Raw genomic sequence first — 15486 nt, 5'->3', positions numbered from 1 at the left:
TATTGTATTAGAAATTTGAAAAAATTTCGAGTACTTTATACCTTTTTTTATTTTAAAAATAAAAAAGCCAAAGAGATTAAAAAATCTCTTTAGCTAATTTTAAAACATATAGCTATTAAGTTTGCAACAGCCCCTTTTTATATGAGAGTTAATAATAGTATATTTACTTAGAAAGAATATTTAAAACTTCCTCTATATTTTTACTTCCAAAATAAACCTTATCTTCTACAACAAGGGCAGGAACACTCATAATGTCATATTTATTTTTAAACTCTTTAAAGTTAAAAACATCAATGACTTCAACTTGAATATTACTGTTTTCAATTGCTATTCTTTGAGCTGATTGAACAGTGTCTGGGCATTTAGTACAATTTAGTGAGATACCGATTTTAATATCAGTAGGAGTTTTAATATTGAATATCTTATTTAAAACCTCTTCTGATAGAGTTTGACCTGGACCAGCAACATTGTACATAGCTAGAATAAATGAATTTAATTCATGTCCACCAGGAATAGTAGAGTATTTAATTCCAGAGAAAGCACCTTCAGAATCTAAGATAGCTACAGTAGGTGTGTTTTTCAAAAATATTTTCTCTTCTAAAGCAGGATTTTCTCCTAAATTATATGAAGAAAACTTAATTTTTTCTGAAACAGAGGAGATCTCTTTAATTGAATTTTCTAAATCAATTGAAAATTGATCGTTATTTTTTATAACAACTAACTCTATTGATTTTTCAAATCTTTTAGCAATTTCTGAAAGTTGAGCTTTAAGATTTGAATCTAAAAATTCAGAAGTTTTTTCTTCTACAGTAGAGACTTTATCTGCCTCGCAAACCTCTTTTTCTACTCCTAATTTTTCTTTAATTTCAATTACATATTTTTCACTGTTAAAAGATGCTTCAGCACCATCTGAAACAGCAGTTACTAATTGTCTTAATTTTTTAGGTCTAATATCTCCAGCAGCAAAAACTCCAGGAACATTTGTCATAAGGTTTTCATCTGTTGGAATAAATCCAAAATTATCAATAGTTATATGATCTTTGAATAATTGACTTTGAGGAGCGTATCCAACAAAAATAAAGATACCAAAACTCTCTCCATTAGCAGCTTCAAATTCAGTAACTTCCTTAGTAACATTATTTATAAACTTAGCTTTTCTCAACTGAATATCACCAGTAGCTTCTAAAATTTCAGTGTTAAATCTAACTTCTATTTTAGGGTGTGCTAATACTTTTTCAGCTATTGATTTTGCACAAGTAAACTCTGGTTCTCTAGCTATAACTATAACTTTTCTAGCAAACTTAGTTAGAAATATAGCTTCTTCAGCAGCAGCAAATCCAGCACCAATAACAAAAACATCCATATCAGTAAAGAATTCACCATCACAAGTAGCACAGAAGGCTACTCCTCTTCCCTCATACTCCTTCTCTCCAGGGAATCCAAGCTTTCTTGGAGAAGCTCCAGTAGCTATAATTACAGAATAAGTTTGATAAGACCCATTCTTTGTTTTTATTGTTTTTATGTCACCAGATAAATCCATATCTACAACTTCATCTTGAGCAAAAGAAACACCGAAGTTAATAGCTTGTTGTTTTAATGTTTCTCCATATTTACTTCCACTTGTCTCAATAATACCTGGATAGTTAACAATCTCATTAGTAACTGTTATTTGACCTCCAGGAATATTTTTTTCTATAATTAGTGTGTCGAGCTTAGCTCTACCACTATATAGACCTGCTGTTAATCCAGCAGGTCCACCTCCAATGATAATAGTATCATATATTTTACTCATAATATCACTTCCAAATGATTAAAGTTTACCTACCAAATCGATAGATGGTTTTATAGTGTCACTACCAGGTTGCCATTTAGCTGGACAAACCTCTCCGTGCTCAGCCACAAATTTAGCAGCTTGTAATTTTCTTAATAACTCACTAGCTTCTCTACCAATTCCTAAATCATGTACCTCATAAGCTACAATCTTTCCTTCTGGATTGATAACAAAACTTCCTCTTAGTGCTAAACCTTCCTCTTCAATGAAAACTTCAAATTCCTTAGAAATTCTACCTGTAGGATCAGCAACCATAGGGAATTGAATTTTTTTAATTCTATCTGATGTGTCGTGCCAAGCTTTGTGAACAAAGTGAGTATCAGTAGAAACTGAGTATACCTCACAACCTTCAGCTTTAAATTTCTCATAATGCTCAGCTAAATCCTCTAATTCAGTAGGACATACAAAAGTAAAATCTGCAGGGTAGAAAACTACAACTGACCATTTTCCTAAAAGATTTTCATTTTTTATCTCAATAAACTCACCATTATGGTAAGCAGTTCCTCTAAATTCATTAACTTGTTTTCCAATTAAAGACATAATAATTACCTCCTATTTAATTTACGAATATTTTTATAATTTTATATTTTGATTATAAAACATAATTGGCAAAAAGTCAACTAAAATAATCAAGGATATAAAAAATATTCAATCTCTCTTTTTAAAAGCTTATATTTATGCTATAATTAAAAGATAGAGACTTTAAGATTGAAGGGAGAGAAAATGGACAAAGAGATAAAAAAGTATAGAAGATATGGTTTTATACTTTATATCATACTTCAAGTTATAAGAAAAACATTAAAAATTAAAATTATAAAAAATGATAAGATAGATGAAGTCAACGAGAGTTATATATTTGCTTTTTGGCATAATAAATTAGTAGCTTCAACACTATGTCTAGATTATATAGAAAAAAGAGCAGTTTTAGCAAGTCCATCGAAAGATGGAGAGCTAATCTCTGTACCACTTGAGAAATTAGGATTCCATATGGTAAGAGGTTCATCAGATAAGAATTCTACTTCAAGTTTAATTTCACTTATAAAATTAATGAAAAAAGGTTATTCAATAGGGACTCCAGTAGATGGACCTAAAGGACCTATATATGAAGTTAAACAAGGAATGGTATATTTGGCACAAAAAGGTAAAAAATACATTATTCCAACAGGAACAGCATATAAAAGTAAATGGGAGTTTAAAAAAGCTTGGGATAAATTTCAATTTCCAAAACCTTTTACAACTATGGTATATCTTATGGGAGAGCCCATTGAAGTTCCAGCAGATGCAAATATAGAGGAGTATTGTTTAAAAATAAAAGAGGAATTGAATAGGTTAGATAAAGAAGCAGAAAAATATATTTAATTATAGAAGATAGGAGAGGAGTAATATAGTGAGTAAAAATTTTTATGTAACAACACCAATATACTATGTAAATGGAGATCCACACGTAGGAAGTGCTTACACTACAATTGCTGCAGATGTAATAGCGAGATATAAAAGAACAATGGGTTATGATGCTTATTTTTTAACTGGAACAGATGAACATGGACAAAAAGTTGAGGAAACTGCAAAACTAAAAGGATATACACCTCAACAGTGGACTGATATAATGGCTCCAAGATTTAAAGAGATGTGGGCAAAATTAGGAATAGAGTATTCAGATTTCATAAGAACTACTGAACCTAGACATAAAGAGGCAGTAAAAAAGATATTAAAAAAAGTATATGAAAAAGGAGATATTTATAAAGGAGAGTATTCAGGAAAATATTGTGTTTCTTGTGAGACATTTGTACCTGAAAATCAAATTGTAAATGGAAACCATTGTCCAGATTGTGGGAAAGAGTTAAGAATAGTAAAAGAGGAATCATATTTCTTTAAGATGTCAAAATATCAAGATGCATTATTAGAGCATATTGAAAAACATCCAGATTTTATATTACCTCGTTCAAGAAAAAATGAAGTAGTGTCATTTATAAAACAGGGATTACAAGATCTATCAATTTCTAGAAATACATTTGAGTGGGGAATTCCTATTGAGTTTGCTCCAGGACACATAACATATGTGTGGTTTGATGCATTGACTAACTATTTGACAGCAGTAGGGTATGAGAACAATCCAGAGATGTTTGATAAATATTGGAATAATGCTGAAGTTATGCATTTATTAGGAAAGGATATAGTTAGATTCCATGCTATAATTTGGCCTTGTATGCTACTTTCAGCTGGAGAGAAATTACCAGATAAAGTAGTAGCTCATGGTTGGTGGACATCAGAGGGAGAAAAGATGTCAAAATCTAAAGGGAATGTAGTGGATCCAATTTCAGAAGTAGAAAAATATGGAGTAGATGCATTTAGATATTGTTTAATGAGAGAGGTACAATTTGGAAATGATGGAGATTATTCGACTAAATCAGTAGTTACAAGAATAAACTCTGATCTTGCAAATGATTTAGGAAATCTTTTAAATAGAACTCTAGGAATGTATAAAAAATACTTTGGTGGAGTAATTGTTTCTGGAAGCACAAGAGATATATATGATGATGAAATAGAAAATCTATGGAAGGAAGTTGTAAAAGAGGTAGATGAGCAGATGAATATTGCACAGTACTCAAAAGCTTTAGAGAGTATCTGGAAATTTATCTCAAGATTGAATAAATACATTGATGAGACAGCTCCTTGGGTTTTAGCAAAAGATGAGGCTAAGAGAGATAGACTTGCAGTTGTTATGAATCATTTGATAGATGGACTATACAAATCAGCTGTAATGGTATATCCATATATGCCTACATCAGCACAAAAAATATGGAATCAATTGGGAGAAGAGAGAGATATTCATACAGCAAAAGTTGAAGAGATAATGGGATGGAATCTATTGAAAGAGGGACATAAATTGGGAGAGGCAGAACCAATATTCCCAAGATTAGATCTAGAGGAGATAGAGGCACCTAAAAAAGACCCTATGCAAGTAAATGAAGATCTAGAGGTAGAAAATCCAATAGATATAACAGATTTTGATAAGGTGAATATTCAGGTTGTAGAGATTTTAGAAGCTGGAAAGGTAAAGGGAGCAGATAAACTTTTAAAATTTAAAGTAAGTGTAGGAGATCATGTAAGACAGATTTTATCAGGAATAGCTAAATATTATCCAGAACCTGAAAAATTAGTAGGAAAGAAAGTTTTAGCAGTTACAAACTTAAAACCTAGAAAGATGAGAGGAGAGATCTCTCAAGGAATGTTATTAAGTACAGAGGATAAAAATGGATTAAGATTAATCGAGATAAACTCTGATGTAGTTAATGGATCAAAAGCAAAATAGGGATAAAGGAGCAGATAGTATGAGAAAGGTAACTAAGGCAGTAATACCAGCAGCTGGATTGGGAACAAGAGTTTTGCCAGCAACAAAAGCACAACCAAAAGAGATGCTTGTTATTGTTGATAAACCATCTCTTCAATATATAGTAGAAGAATTAGTTGAGTCAGGAATAAAAGATATTATAATAGTGACAGGAAGAAATAAAAATTCTATTGAAGATCATTTTGATTTTTCATATGAATTGGAGAATACTCTTGAAAAAGATGGAAAAGATGCACTTTTGGAAAAAGTTGAGAAAATTTCATCAATGGCAAATATCTGTTATGTTAGACAAAACCACCCAAAAGGATTGGGACATGCTATTTTAAAAGCTAAACCTTTTGTAGGAGATGAACCTTTTGTAATAGCTCTTGGAGATGATATTGTGTACAATCCAAATACTCCAGTAGCAAAACAATTGATGGATACATATGAAAAGTATGGAGCTAGTATAGTAGGGTGTCAAGAGGTAAAGTCAGAAGATGTATCAAAGTATGGAATAGTAAAACCAACTAAGAATCTAGATGAAAAAACTGTTGAAATGGATGACTTTATAGAGAAACCTAGTATTGAAGAAGCTCCTTCAAAATTAGCTTGTTTGGGAAGATATTTGTTAACACCAAAAATATTTGAGTATCTGGAGAAGGAGAAGCCAGGAAAAGGTGGAGAGATACAGTTAACAGATGCAATTTTAGATATGTTAAAAGATGGAGAAAGAGTAATAGCTTATGAGTTTGAAGGAAAAAGATATGATATTGGAAATAAATTTGGACTTTTAAAAGCAAATATAGAGTTTGGATTAAGAAATGAAGAGACAAGAGAAGAGTTACTTGCATATTTAAAAAATGATCTAGAGCTAGATAGATAATATAAAACACCTTGGTAGTTACATAAGATAGCTATCAAGGTGTTTTTGCTATTTTATTTTCTTGTATAGGTAGAGAGGTCTACCAATATTGCCGTAATTGACAAAGCTACTTATATATTTTGTATCCACAAGATAATCTAAGTATTTTTTTATGGTAACATTACTAATCTCAGTTACTTCACAAATATCTTTTATCCCAAACTCCTCATAGGAAAATTTATCAATTATCTCTGTAACAGTTTCCAATGTCTTATGATTTAATCCTTTAGGAAGTACAGATCTAGGAGTTGATTTGATGTTTATCACTTGGATATTATCAATAGCCTCTTGTCTAATCTTGGATCTATTGAGTATTTCATCACGAGCAAATATCTTATCAACACTAATTTTCAAACGATCAAAGTCGAAAGGTTTTATTAGATAATCTATACATCCCAATGAAAAAGCTTTTTTAATTTCACTACTTCCATTGGCAGAGGTAATCATTATGACATCAGTTGAATATCCAAGAGTTCTGATTTTTTTCAAAATTTCTATGCCATTTTCATCACCTAAAAAAACATCTAAAATGATGAGATCAACAGTGTTTTCGTTTAAAAATTTTAAAGTTTCATATTCAGTATAAGTTCTACCGATAATATTTAAATTTGGAAAAGTAGAGAGATACTCTTCATTGATCATAGCAACCATAGCATCATCTTCAACAATTAGGACATTCTTCATATTTCACCTCAATTATAAAACTTTTATATAATTTATTTTGCTCTATCTTTATATTACCATTATAAAGCTTTGTTTTTTCTTGAATAAGATAGAGTCCCACACCTCTATTGTTTCCTTTGGTGGAGAAACCATAATCAAATATTTTATCAAGAGTATTCTCAGAGATCGGCTTTCCACTATCCTTTACCTCAATAGAGAAAGAGTTTTTATTTTGGAAAATTTTAACCTCTATAAATTTTTTTGCAACATTGTAATCGATAAAGGATTCAATAGAGTTTTCAATAAGATTACCAATGATAGTACTCAGGTCCTCGACAAAAAAGTTTTTAGCTTCAAAATCAAAATGTGATTCAGGATCAAAAATAAACTCTATCTTTCTCTCTTTACAGATAGCTTCTTTACCCAAGAGAATTGCTTTTAAAAATGGGTTTTTAATCTGATTATATTTTTTAAAATCATATTCATTTAACTCTTGAGCTTCTAAAATATATTTTTTAGCTAAATCTAGTTTGTTAATATTTATTAAACCTAAAATAACATGTAATCTATTTTTAAATTCATGTATATTAGCTCTGATACCTTCAACCAATTGATCAATACCTGAGATCTCTTTGATATAGGAATCCACATCATCACGAGTTTTTAAGAGTAAAATATTTCCAAAATACTTTTCATTATAACATATTGGAAGGATTTTTATATGATATATGTTATTATCAATTGCAATTTCCGTTCTAATAATGTTGTTTCCACCTAAAAATTTAATGGTGTGTTCCAATACTTTTTCAGGAGTGAGAGAGGAGAATTTTTTTAGAAACACCTCATTGACACTCACTATTTCATTGTTATCATCAAGAGCAATCAAACCGGACTCAAGATTATTTATAATCAGTTTTTCTTTAATATGTAGTTGACTGATCTCATCTGGTTCCAATCCAAAAAGTGATTTGTTGACACCACCAGCAAAAAATATTGAGAGTATAAAAGCAACAGAGAGTGCTAATAGAAATAGTGAGATAAAAATAGTGACAGTTGAGCTGTTCATTGTCTTTATTATGGAGTCATATTTTCCAACCATAACAAAACCGATAACATTTTTTTTATCAGCTGAAAGTATTGGCTCAAACCATCTTGTAGTAACTCCCATGGATCCCTTCATAGTGGAGTAATATCCATTTTTATCGAGAAGGGTTTCCCATCTTACTGGATTGATAAAATTCTTACCTATCTGATTTTTATCTAAGTGAGAGTATTTTTTGCCAGAGATATCAGCTACAACAATTATATCAATATCTCGAAATATAGATATATATTTATCCATTTTTTTATCAATATCTGAAGTTAGCTCTTTATTTTCAATAAAAGTAACAATATTATTATCAGTGGCAATAAGTTTAGCCATTTCATAGAGATTGTTTTTAATATTTTTGTTATTAGTATTGAGTTTTGTATTGATAAAAATACCGTAGGATATAACAAGTGTAAAAAAGTTAATAAGTGTTACATATAGAATTAGTTTAGTTTTAAAGTTTAATTTGTTCATAATAGTAATATTAACACGTTTTTAAAATAAATACTATACCAAAAAATGATAAATTAATGACCTTTAAACGAAAAAAAAGTTATCTATACGAACGAACAAAAAAATATTTTTACTTAAAAAACTTAAAAAAAGATTTATAAAATTAAAAAAATTGAACTTGTAATTTAAATAGTGTATTCTATTATTAAGAACAAAATAATTGGAGGAAATTATGAATTTTAGTGAGATTTTAAGCGGAATTTTAAAAAACAACAGTATCGTAGGAGCGATATCATCATCAGTTTTAATTATTTTATTTGGATTTTATCTTAGAAGAAAAGAGATTTTTAAAGATAGCACTGCTAAGATATTAACAGATGTTATATTATCAGCTTCATTACCAGCATTAGCTTTTAATGCATTTATGCAGGATATCAATAAAGAGAGCTTAATGCAGGGAATAAACCTATTAATTTGGGGATTTGCAATCTATATAATCTTAATATTTGCTACTAAACTATTATATATAAAATATGACGGAGATAAAAAAGTAGTTTTAGAAGTATTGACAACATTTGGATCGACAACTTTTTTTGGTATTCCTATCATAGCTGCTGTTTATGGAAAAACAGGAGTAATGTATGCATCAATATTTAATATAGCTTATAGAGTTTTCCTATACTCATATGCTTACATAAAGATGTCAGGAATAAAAGCTAACAAAAGTAATATTAAGCAGATGTTTTTAAACTCAATTGTGTTAGCAACATTTATAGGAATGTTCATATGGATATTCCAAGATTCTTTACCACAAGTTATGATTGGTGAAAAAACATATGCTTTCTTAAGAATAGATAAAACAGCATTTTGGTTATTTAAACCAATGACTTATTTAGCAGCTTTAGCTTCTCCATTAGCTTGGCTTGCAATAGGAGCTAAGTTAGCAGATATCTCATTAGCTCAAGCAATTTCATCAAAAGATTCATGGATATACAGTTTCTTCAAAGTTTTAATAGTTCCATTTATTAACTTAGCTGCATTATATATCCTAACAGTTACAAAAATTTTACCAATTTCATTTGTTGGGTTAGCTTCTGTAATTATAATGATGGCAACTCCAACTGCTACAGTAGCAGCAGCATATGCAATAAAATTTGATAAAGAATCAGTATTGACATCTAACTGTTCACTACTTTCAACAATATTTAGTGTAATCTGTATGCCACTTTGGATAGTAGTATTAGAAATAATCAAATCTTTAAATATATTTATGTAAGTATGTAAGGAGGAAAAATGAAATTAATCTGTTACGGTGTTAGAAAAGTAGAGAAGAGTTATTTTGAAAAATTAAATAAATTTGGATATGAGTTAACTTTAGTTGAAGAGTTAATGAATGATACAAATGTTGAGTTAATTGAAGGACACGAAGCTGTAATGTTAAGAGCGAACTGTCCAGCAAATAGAAAAAATTTAGAGAAAATGAAAAATTTTGGTGTGAAATACCTATTAACTAGAACAGTTGGTTATAATCATATAGATTTAGATGCAGCTTATGAGATGGGATTTAAAATGGCTAGAGTACCAAGATACTCTCCAAATGCTATAGCTGAATTAGCAATAACTTTTGCTATGAATTTAGTAAGAAAAGGAAGCTATATGATAGATAGAACAAGAGATAAGAACTTTGTTGTAGATGAGTATATGTTTAGTCCAGAGATTAGAAATTTAACAGTTGGAGTAATAGGAACAGGAAAAATAGGTTATACAGCAGCTAAATTATTCCATGGTCTAGGAGCAAAGGTAATAGCTTATGATCTATACCCTAATGAAGAGGCAAAATCAATATTAGAATATGTAAGTTTAGATGAGTTAAATAGAACTGCAGATATAATAACATTACACTGTCCATACATAAAGGGAGAGAATGATAACTTAATTGGAGGAGAGTTCATCTCTAATTTAAAAGATGGTGCTATTATAATCAATACAGCCAGAGGAGAGCTTCAAAATGTTGAAGATATAATAAAAGGATTGGAAAATGGAAAAATAGGTGGATTTGCCACTGATGTATTTTCAAATGAAAAAGAGTTTTTCTTTAAAGATATGACAGGAAAAGCGATAGATGAAAAGGTAGAAAAACTACTATCTCTATATCCAAAAGTTTTAGTAACTCCACATATAGGTTCATACACAGATGAAGCATTAACTAATATGATTGAAATATCATATGAAAATTTACAAGAGTATTTAGAAACTGGAGATTGTGCAAATAAATTATAAAATATGAATAAAACCTTTCTTAATGTAGTATAATATTAAGAGAGGTTTTTTTAATAGGAGGTAGAGATGAAAGTTTTGTTTATAGGAAATAGCCACACTTTTTTTAATGATTTACCATATTTATTTAAACAGATATGCAGTGAGAATAATATTGATGTAGATGTAACAATGTTAGCCAGAGGTTATAAAGGACTGGATTATCACTCTAAAGAACCAGAAACAAGATTTAATATTTTATATGGAAATTATGATATTATTGTTTTACAACATCTACAGAGTGGATTTGATAAAGATATTTTGTATACCTCAGTAAAAAAGATAAAAGAGTTCATAAATATGTCAGGAGCTAAACCATTTTTATATATGACTTGGACGTTAAAAAATGAGAGAGATAAGCAGATAGAGTTAAGTGAAGGATATAGAGAGGTAGGGGAAAAACTTGGAATAGATGTAGCTAATGTAGGTGAAGTTTGGTGGAGATATTTTGATAAATATCCAGAAGAGGAGTTATATTATCAAGATGATAAGCATGCTTCTAAATTGGGATCAACTTTAGCTGCCTATGTAATTTATAATACTATATTTAATAAAAAGGCAAGTGGGGGAGAGTTGAGTAAAAAAGTAAATGAATTGATCTGATAAGTAAAAAAGGATTAACTTCTGATTTTTAGAAGTTAATCCTTAACTTATAATTTAATAATGTCTATAAAACTATAACTCCATGCCCTTTTTAATCTTTGATATAATCTCCTCGTCAAAGATTTTATTTGCAAGAGCAAGTGCGAAATCAAGAGCTAAACCAGCACCCATACCAGTGATTAAGTTAGAATCAATCTGAGTATTTTCTTTAGTACAGATATAACCCTCCATCTCTTCAACAACAGAAGAGTGACAAGTAACTCTCTTTCCTTTGAAAATTCCGTTCTTAGCAAGAACAGTTGGTCCACCACAGATAGCTCCAATAAATTTGTTATTTTCTTGATAGAATTTTACAATCTTTCCAACTTCTGCAGAATTACCTAAATTAACATATCCAGGGTAACCTCCAGGTAGGATAAGCATATCTCCATCAAGTATCTCATTTTCAAATATAGTAGTATCACTTATAACAGTTACCTTTTGAGCTGAGACTACTTCTTTAGAATTAGAAATAGAGACAGTAACAACGTCTGCTCCTCCTCTTCTCAAAACGTCAACAGGTGTCATAGCTTCAATAAGTTCAAATCCATCCGCCAAAAGAACATAAACTTTTTTAGACATAATATATAAGCCTCCTAATTATTTTCAACAATAAGTTTACCTTGATTAATTAAAGCAAGAACATATTGGTGAGCATCAACAACAGCATTACAGTAAGCTGATTTTGTCTCTCCTTCAAAGAAAGCGTTAAGTAAAACTTGTTGCTGTTCTTCAATGTTTACTTTTAGTTCCTCAACAGTAATAAGACCTTTTTTATACTCATCAACAAGGGCCTCAAATACAGTATCAAATGTAGAATCATAAAGATTTTCTTCCCATGTTTCAAAAATTGACATATTTATTCACCTCATAAAATTTAATTTCTAGTATGCAAATATCTTAACATTTTTTAGTAAAATTGTCAACTTTTATCAAAGGTCATATTTTTAAAAAATTAAGTCAAAGAAAATAGAGAAATCATAGTAGGGACAAGTATTGGGACAACGATTGTTATAACCAATCCCGAGTAAAAAGCTATGATTGAAACATCTGGTGGATTACTTTTATTGATTACAGGTAAGACAGAGTCCATTGCAGTGGCTCCAGCTGTTGCTACAGATTCATATGATCCTATTTTTTTTGCAATAATAGGTATCAATAAAATAGAACACAGCTCTCTAAAAACGTTTGAAAGAAAGGCAACTCCTCCCAAATGTGCATCAATTTTGGAAAGTTCAATAGCTGAAAATGAATACCAACCCATACCAGAGGAGATAGCAACACTCTCTCCAAGAGATAGTTCTATAAAATATGAAGCAATAGCACCACCAATAAGAGAACCTATTATGGTAATAAAAGGTAAAAATAGTATTTTTTTACTTATATTTTGTAGATGTTTAAAAACCTCATCATTATTTCCAATATCAATTCCTACAAAGAATAGTAAAAGACATAAACCGAAACTAATTAAAAAATCAACATTTTCTAAAATATAAGTGTTTTTAAAAAATAGTCCACCAATAACACCAATTATAACAGAAAGAATAATACCTAACATTATCCTCTACCTCCTCTATATATAATAAAGACAATCAAGATACTGAATATAATAGCAAAAGCAGTAATAATAATAGCTTGAATTCCTAACTGAGATAAATTATTTATAATATCATCATTGGCACCAATCTTGTATCCCATAAATCCAAGTAAAAAGAATAGAGATCCCGTTTGAAAATGTGAAACCTTACTTTTTAAATTTTCAGGGATTATCTTTTTTTTAGCAATGAAAAAACCGATTAAAATAATGATAACATACAAAATAATAGTTTGCATACTCTTTCCCCTCCTATGCTTTTATTAAATTATTTAGAAAAAATAAATTTAGTTTTTTGTATATATGGTTTTTCAGGTGTAGTTATAATAGCCTTATCTGGTAAAAAATTAAGAGCATCAGCATAGTTTTGTGTTTCAAAACAGATTCCCATATGTTTTTTACAGATAGTGTCACTATTTAAATTTCCAACCTCATACAGATAGTTTCCTGAATAGATTACAACAGCAGGTTGGTCAGTCACTACTTCCAAACTTCTTCCAGAGATTTTATCTTCTAAAAAGATAGCTTTAGTTTTTTCGTGGTCAAGTATAAATGGATGATCTAAACCTGAATTTACAATTTTTATCTGTTCGTCATTAGAGTTTAGTGCTGAAGATAAAAGAACAGGCTCTCTAAAGTCAAAGGCAGTGTGTTCTACATTTTTTATTTCAACAGGTAGAGTCTCTTCATTAACAGCTATAAATTGGTTACAGTCTAGTTGAAGATACTCATCACTAATATCTCTTTTAAAATCTCCACTTAGATTGAAGTAAGTGTGATTAGTAAGATTTAAGTATGTTGGTCTATCAGAAGTACCATGATACTCAATTATCAGTTGGTTATCCTTAAGAATATAGTTAACTTCAATTTTTACATTACCAGGAAATCCTTCTTCTAGATGAGGACTTTCTAAAGATAGTTTAAGTCCTAAAAAATTTTCTAAAATCTCTACATTCCATATTTTATGACCAAAATTATCTATTCCACCATGAAGATTATTGTTACCAGAGTTTTTATTTAAATTAAAAATTTCTCCATTTAATTTAAGAGTAGCGTTTCCAATTCTACCAGCATTTCTACCGATTAAAGAACCGAAATAAGGAGATCTTTTTTCATAATCTTCTATTGAAGGAAGGTTTAGAACAACATTTTCCATGATACCATTTTTATCAGGAACAGTTATTTTTCTAATAACTCCCCCATAATTTAAAATTTCCACTTCCATAAATTCATTTTTTAGGGTATACATAAAAACCTCTTCATTATTTCTAGTAGTTCCCCAATTTCTAACTTTTATTTCCATAATCTCACCTCATTTACTATTTTAGCATATAAAGCTAAAAAAAGTAATAAGTTAAAATAATTAGTAGAAAAAAATGGAGATAAGTTGTAAAATCTAAAGAAAGAAGTAGAGGAGGAAGTTATGTATCCGTTAAAATTTAAGAAGACATTAGTAAAAAAAGTTTGGGGTGGAAGAAAATTTAATACCATTTTAAATATGACTTTACCAGATGATAATCTTTATGGAGAATCTTGGGAAGTAAGCTCACATAAGGGTGGTTTATCTTATATAGAGAATGGTGAGTATGCTGGAAAAACTTTGATAGAAGTTATTGAGAGTAAAAAAGCTGAGATCCTAGGAAGAGAGATTTGTGAAAAATTTAAAGGGGAGTTTCCTCTATTGATAAAATATTTAGATATAAATGATAGATTATCAGTACAAGTTCATCCAAGTGATGAGTATGCTTTAAGAGTAGAGGGTGAGTTTGGAAAGAGTGAATGTTGGTATGTAATGGAAGCTAGTGAAGATGCTACACTTATTTTAGGGATAAAAGATGGAGTTACTAAGCAACAATTTAAAGAAAAAGTGGATAAAAAAGATTTTGATAACTTATTTAATACAGTAAAAGTGAAAAAGGGAGATTTTATAAATTTATTGCCAGGAGTAGTTCATGCAACACTAGAGGGATCGATTTTAATTTGTGAAGTTCAACAAAATTCTGATACAACATATAGAATTTATGATTTTGATAGATTAGTTGATGGAAAATTTAGAGAATTACACATAGATAAAGCTTTAGATGTTATAGATTTTGATAAAAAAGTAGGGATAACAAGTTCAGCAAATAGACAAAAAATAAGATTGGTTGGAGCTGAAAAAGAGGAGCTAGTTAGAGGAAAGTATTTTAATGTAGATAAATACATTGTAGATGGAATTTTTGAAGATGAAACTAATGAGAATTTTAAGATACTTTCTATTTTAGATGGTAGTGGAGAGATTCTATGTAATGATATATCATACTCAATAAATAAAGGAGATACATATTTAATACCAGCTGGATTAAAAACTCAAATTGTTGGAAAAGTTGAAATTTTAAAATCATATTTATAGAGAAAAAATCACCATTCAATGTTGCTATTGAGTGGTGATAAATTATTTTTTGACAAAATTAATAAAAAATTATAAAAAAGTATTGACGTATTATTAAATGTGTGATAGTATATATCTTGTCCGCGAGAAAGCGAGACAAAATAATGTTAAGGACATTAGCAACAGAATAGAGAAAGACAATAAATGCAAACACAACAATAAATTGGTGTAAATTATCAGTAAATTTTACTGAGTTAAATAGATTGAACG

16 protein-coding genes are annotated in these 15486 nt (G+C 29.5%); 7 read left to right on the top strand and 9 right to left on the bottom strand.

What is annotated here, in order from left to right:
* Positions 1–163 precede the first annotated feature (163 nt).
* Both QZ286_RS01945 and ahpC read right to left on the bottom strand, forming a co-directional pair.
* Positions 164–1792 carry an FAD-dependent oxidoreductase gene (locus QZ286_RS01945; RefSeq protein ID WP_291255295.1) on the bottom strand — a complete coding sequence of 543 codons (1629 nt, stop codon included), beginning with the start codon at positions 1790–1792 and terminating at the stop codon, positions 164–166.
* A gap of 18 nt (positions 1793–1810) precedes the next feature.
* Positions 1811–2371: an alkyl hydroperoxide reductase subunit C gene (ahpC, locus tag QZ286_RS01940; RefSeq protein WP_291255294.1), complete on the bottom strand. Its 561-nt coding sequence runs from the start codon at positions 2369–2371 to the stop codon at positions 1811–1813.
* 183 nt (positions 2372–2554) lie between these two features.
* Between ahpC and QZ286_RS01935 the strand changes: the two genes are divergently transcribed.
* From QZ286_RS01935 to galU, 3 genes are read left to right on the top strand one after another with little or no spacing between them, the layout of a single operon-like run.
* The gene (locus QZ286_RS01935; protein ID WP_291255293.1) at positions 2555–3190 is read left to right on the top strand and encodes a lysophospholipid acyltransferase family protein; all 636 of its coding nucleotides are present in this window, start codon (positions 2555–2557) and stop codon (positions 3188–3190) included.
* A 28-nt stretch (positions 3191–3218) separates the two neighbouring features.
* On the top strand, positions 3219–5144 hold the full coding sequence (gene metG, locus QZ286_RS01930; protein ID WP_291255292.1) for a methionine--tRNA ligase: 1926 nt from the start codon (positions 3219–3221) through the stop codon (positions 5142–5144).
* Positions 5145–5163: 19 nt separating this feature from the next.
* Positions 5164–6048, top strand: coding sequence for a UTP--glucose-1-phosphate uridylyltransferase GalU (galU, locus tag QZ286_RS01925; protein ID WP_291255291.1), 885 nt, complete (start codon positions 5164–5166; stop codon positions 6046–6048).
* Between the two features lie 48 nt (positions 6049–6096).
* Here galU and QZ286_RS01920 read toward each other — a convergent pair whose 3' ends face one another.
* Together QZ286_RS01920 and QZ286_RS01915 are read right to left on the bottom strand one after the other, a co-directional pair.
* Positions 6097–6771 (bottom strand): response regulator, encoded by a 675-nt coding sequence (locus QZ286_RS01920; protein WP_291255290.1) that lies wholly within the window; start codon positions 6769–6771, stop codon positions 6097–6099.
* Positions 6749–8314: a GHKL domain-containing protein gene (locus QZ286_RS01915; RefSeq protein ID WP_291255289.1), complete on the bottom strand. Its 1566-nt coding sequence runs from the start codon at positions 8312–8314 to the stop codon at positions 6749–6751. The genes QZ286_RS01920 and QZ286_RS01915 overlap by 23 nt, the downstream gene beginning before the upstream one ends.
* Positions 8315–8525: 211 nt before the next feature.
* Here QZ286_RS01915 and QZ286_RS01910 point away from each other — a divergent pair, with 211 nt between their 5' ends.
* The 3 genes from QZ286_RS01910 to QZ286_RS01900 all read left to right on the top strand — a co-directional run bounded on the left by QZ286_RS01910 (position 8526) and on the right by QZ286_RS01900 (position 11212).
* The gene (locus QZ286_RS01910; protein WP_291255288.1) at positions 8526–9569 is read left to right on the top strand and encodes an AEC family transporter; all 1044 of its coding nucleotides are present in this window, start codon (positions 8526–8528) and stop codon (positions 9567–9569) included.
* Positions 9570–9586: 17 nt separating this feature from the next.
* Positions 9587–10573: a 2-hydroxyacid dehydrogenase gene (locus tag QZ286_RS01905; protein ID WP_291255287.1), complete on the top strand. Its 987-nt coding sequence runs from the start codon at positions 9587–9589 to the stop codon at positions 10571–10573.
* 66 nt (positions 10574–10639) lie between these two features.
* Positions 10640–11212: a hypothetical protein gene (locus QZ286_RS01900; RefSeq protein WP_291255286.1), complete on the top strand. Its 573-nt coding sequence runs from the start codon at positions 10640–10642 to the stop codon at positions 11210–11212.
* Between the two features lie 72 nt (positions 11213–11284).
* On the opposite strand, the gene QZ286_RS01895 is transcribed toward QZ286_RS01900, so the two are convergent.
* The 5 genes from QZ286_RS01895 to QZ286_RS01875 form a co-directional block, all read right to left on the bottom strand.
* Complete coding sequence (locus tag QZ286_RS01895; protein ID WP_291255285.1) at positions 11285–11833, bottom strand: DJ-1 family glyoxalase III; 549 nt, start codon at positions 11831–11833, stop codon at positions 11285–11287.
* A gap of 14 nt (positions 11834–11847) precedes the next feature.
* Positions 11848–12108, bottom strand: a complete 261-nt coding sequence (locus tag QZ286_RS01890) for a hypothetical protein (RefSeq protein WP_291255284.1) — start codon at positions 12106–12108, stop codon at positions 11848–11850.
* A gap of 98 nt (positions 12109–12206) precedes the next feature.
* The gene (locus QZ286_RS01885) at positions 12207–12809 is read right to left on the bottom strand and encodes a lysine exporter LysO family protein (protein WP_291255283.1); all 603 of its coding nucleotides are present in this window, start codon (positions 12807–12809) and stop codon (positions 12207–12209) included.
* Complete coding sequence (locus QZ286_RS01880; protein ID WP_291255282.1) at positions 12809–13084, bottom strand: LysO family transporter; 276 nt, start codon at positions 13082–13084, stop codon at positions 12809–12811. Before QZ286_RS01880 ends, QZ286_RS01885 begins: the two co-directional genes overlap by 1 nt.
* Positions 13085–13113: 29 nt before the next feature.
* Positions 13114–14148, bottom strand: coding sequence for an aldose epimerase family protein (locus tag QZ286_RS01875; protein ID WP_291255281.1), 1035 nt, complete (start codon positions 14146–14148; stop codon positions 13114–13116).
* 120 nt (positions 14149–14268) lie between these two features.
* Between QZ286_RS01875 and QZ286_RS01870 the strand changes: the two genes are divergently transcribed.
* Positions 14269–15237, top strand: a complete 969-nt coding sequence (locus tag QZ286_RS01870; RefSeq protein WP_291255280.1) for a type I phosphomannose isomerase catalytic subunit — start codon at positions 14269–14271, stop codon at positions 15235–15237.
* Positions 15238–15486: the final 249 nt, after the last annotated feature.

Source organism: Fusobacterium sp. (genome assembly GCF_019012925.1).
In the GTDB taxonomy this organism is placed as follows: domain Bacteria; phylum Fusobacteriota; class Fusobacteriia; order Fusobacteriales; family Fusobacteriaceae; genus Fusobacterium_A.
The sequence above is the reverse complement of the archived record's forward strand: the minus strand, read 5'-3'. Positions and strand labels throughout refer to the sequence as shown.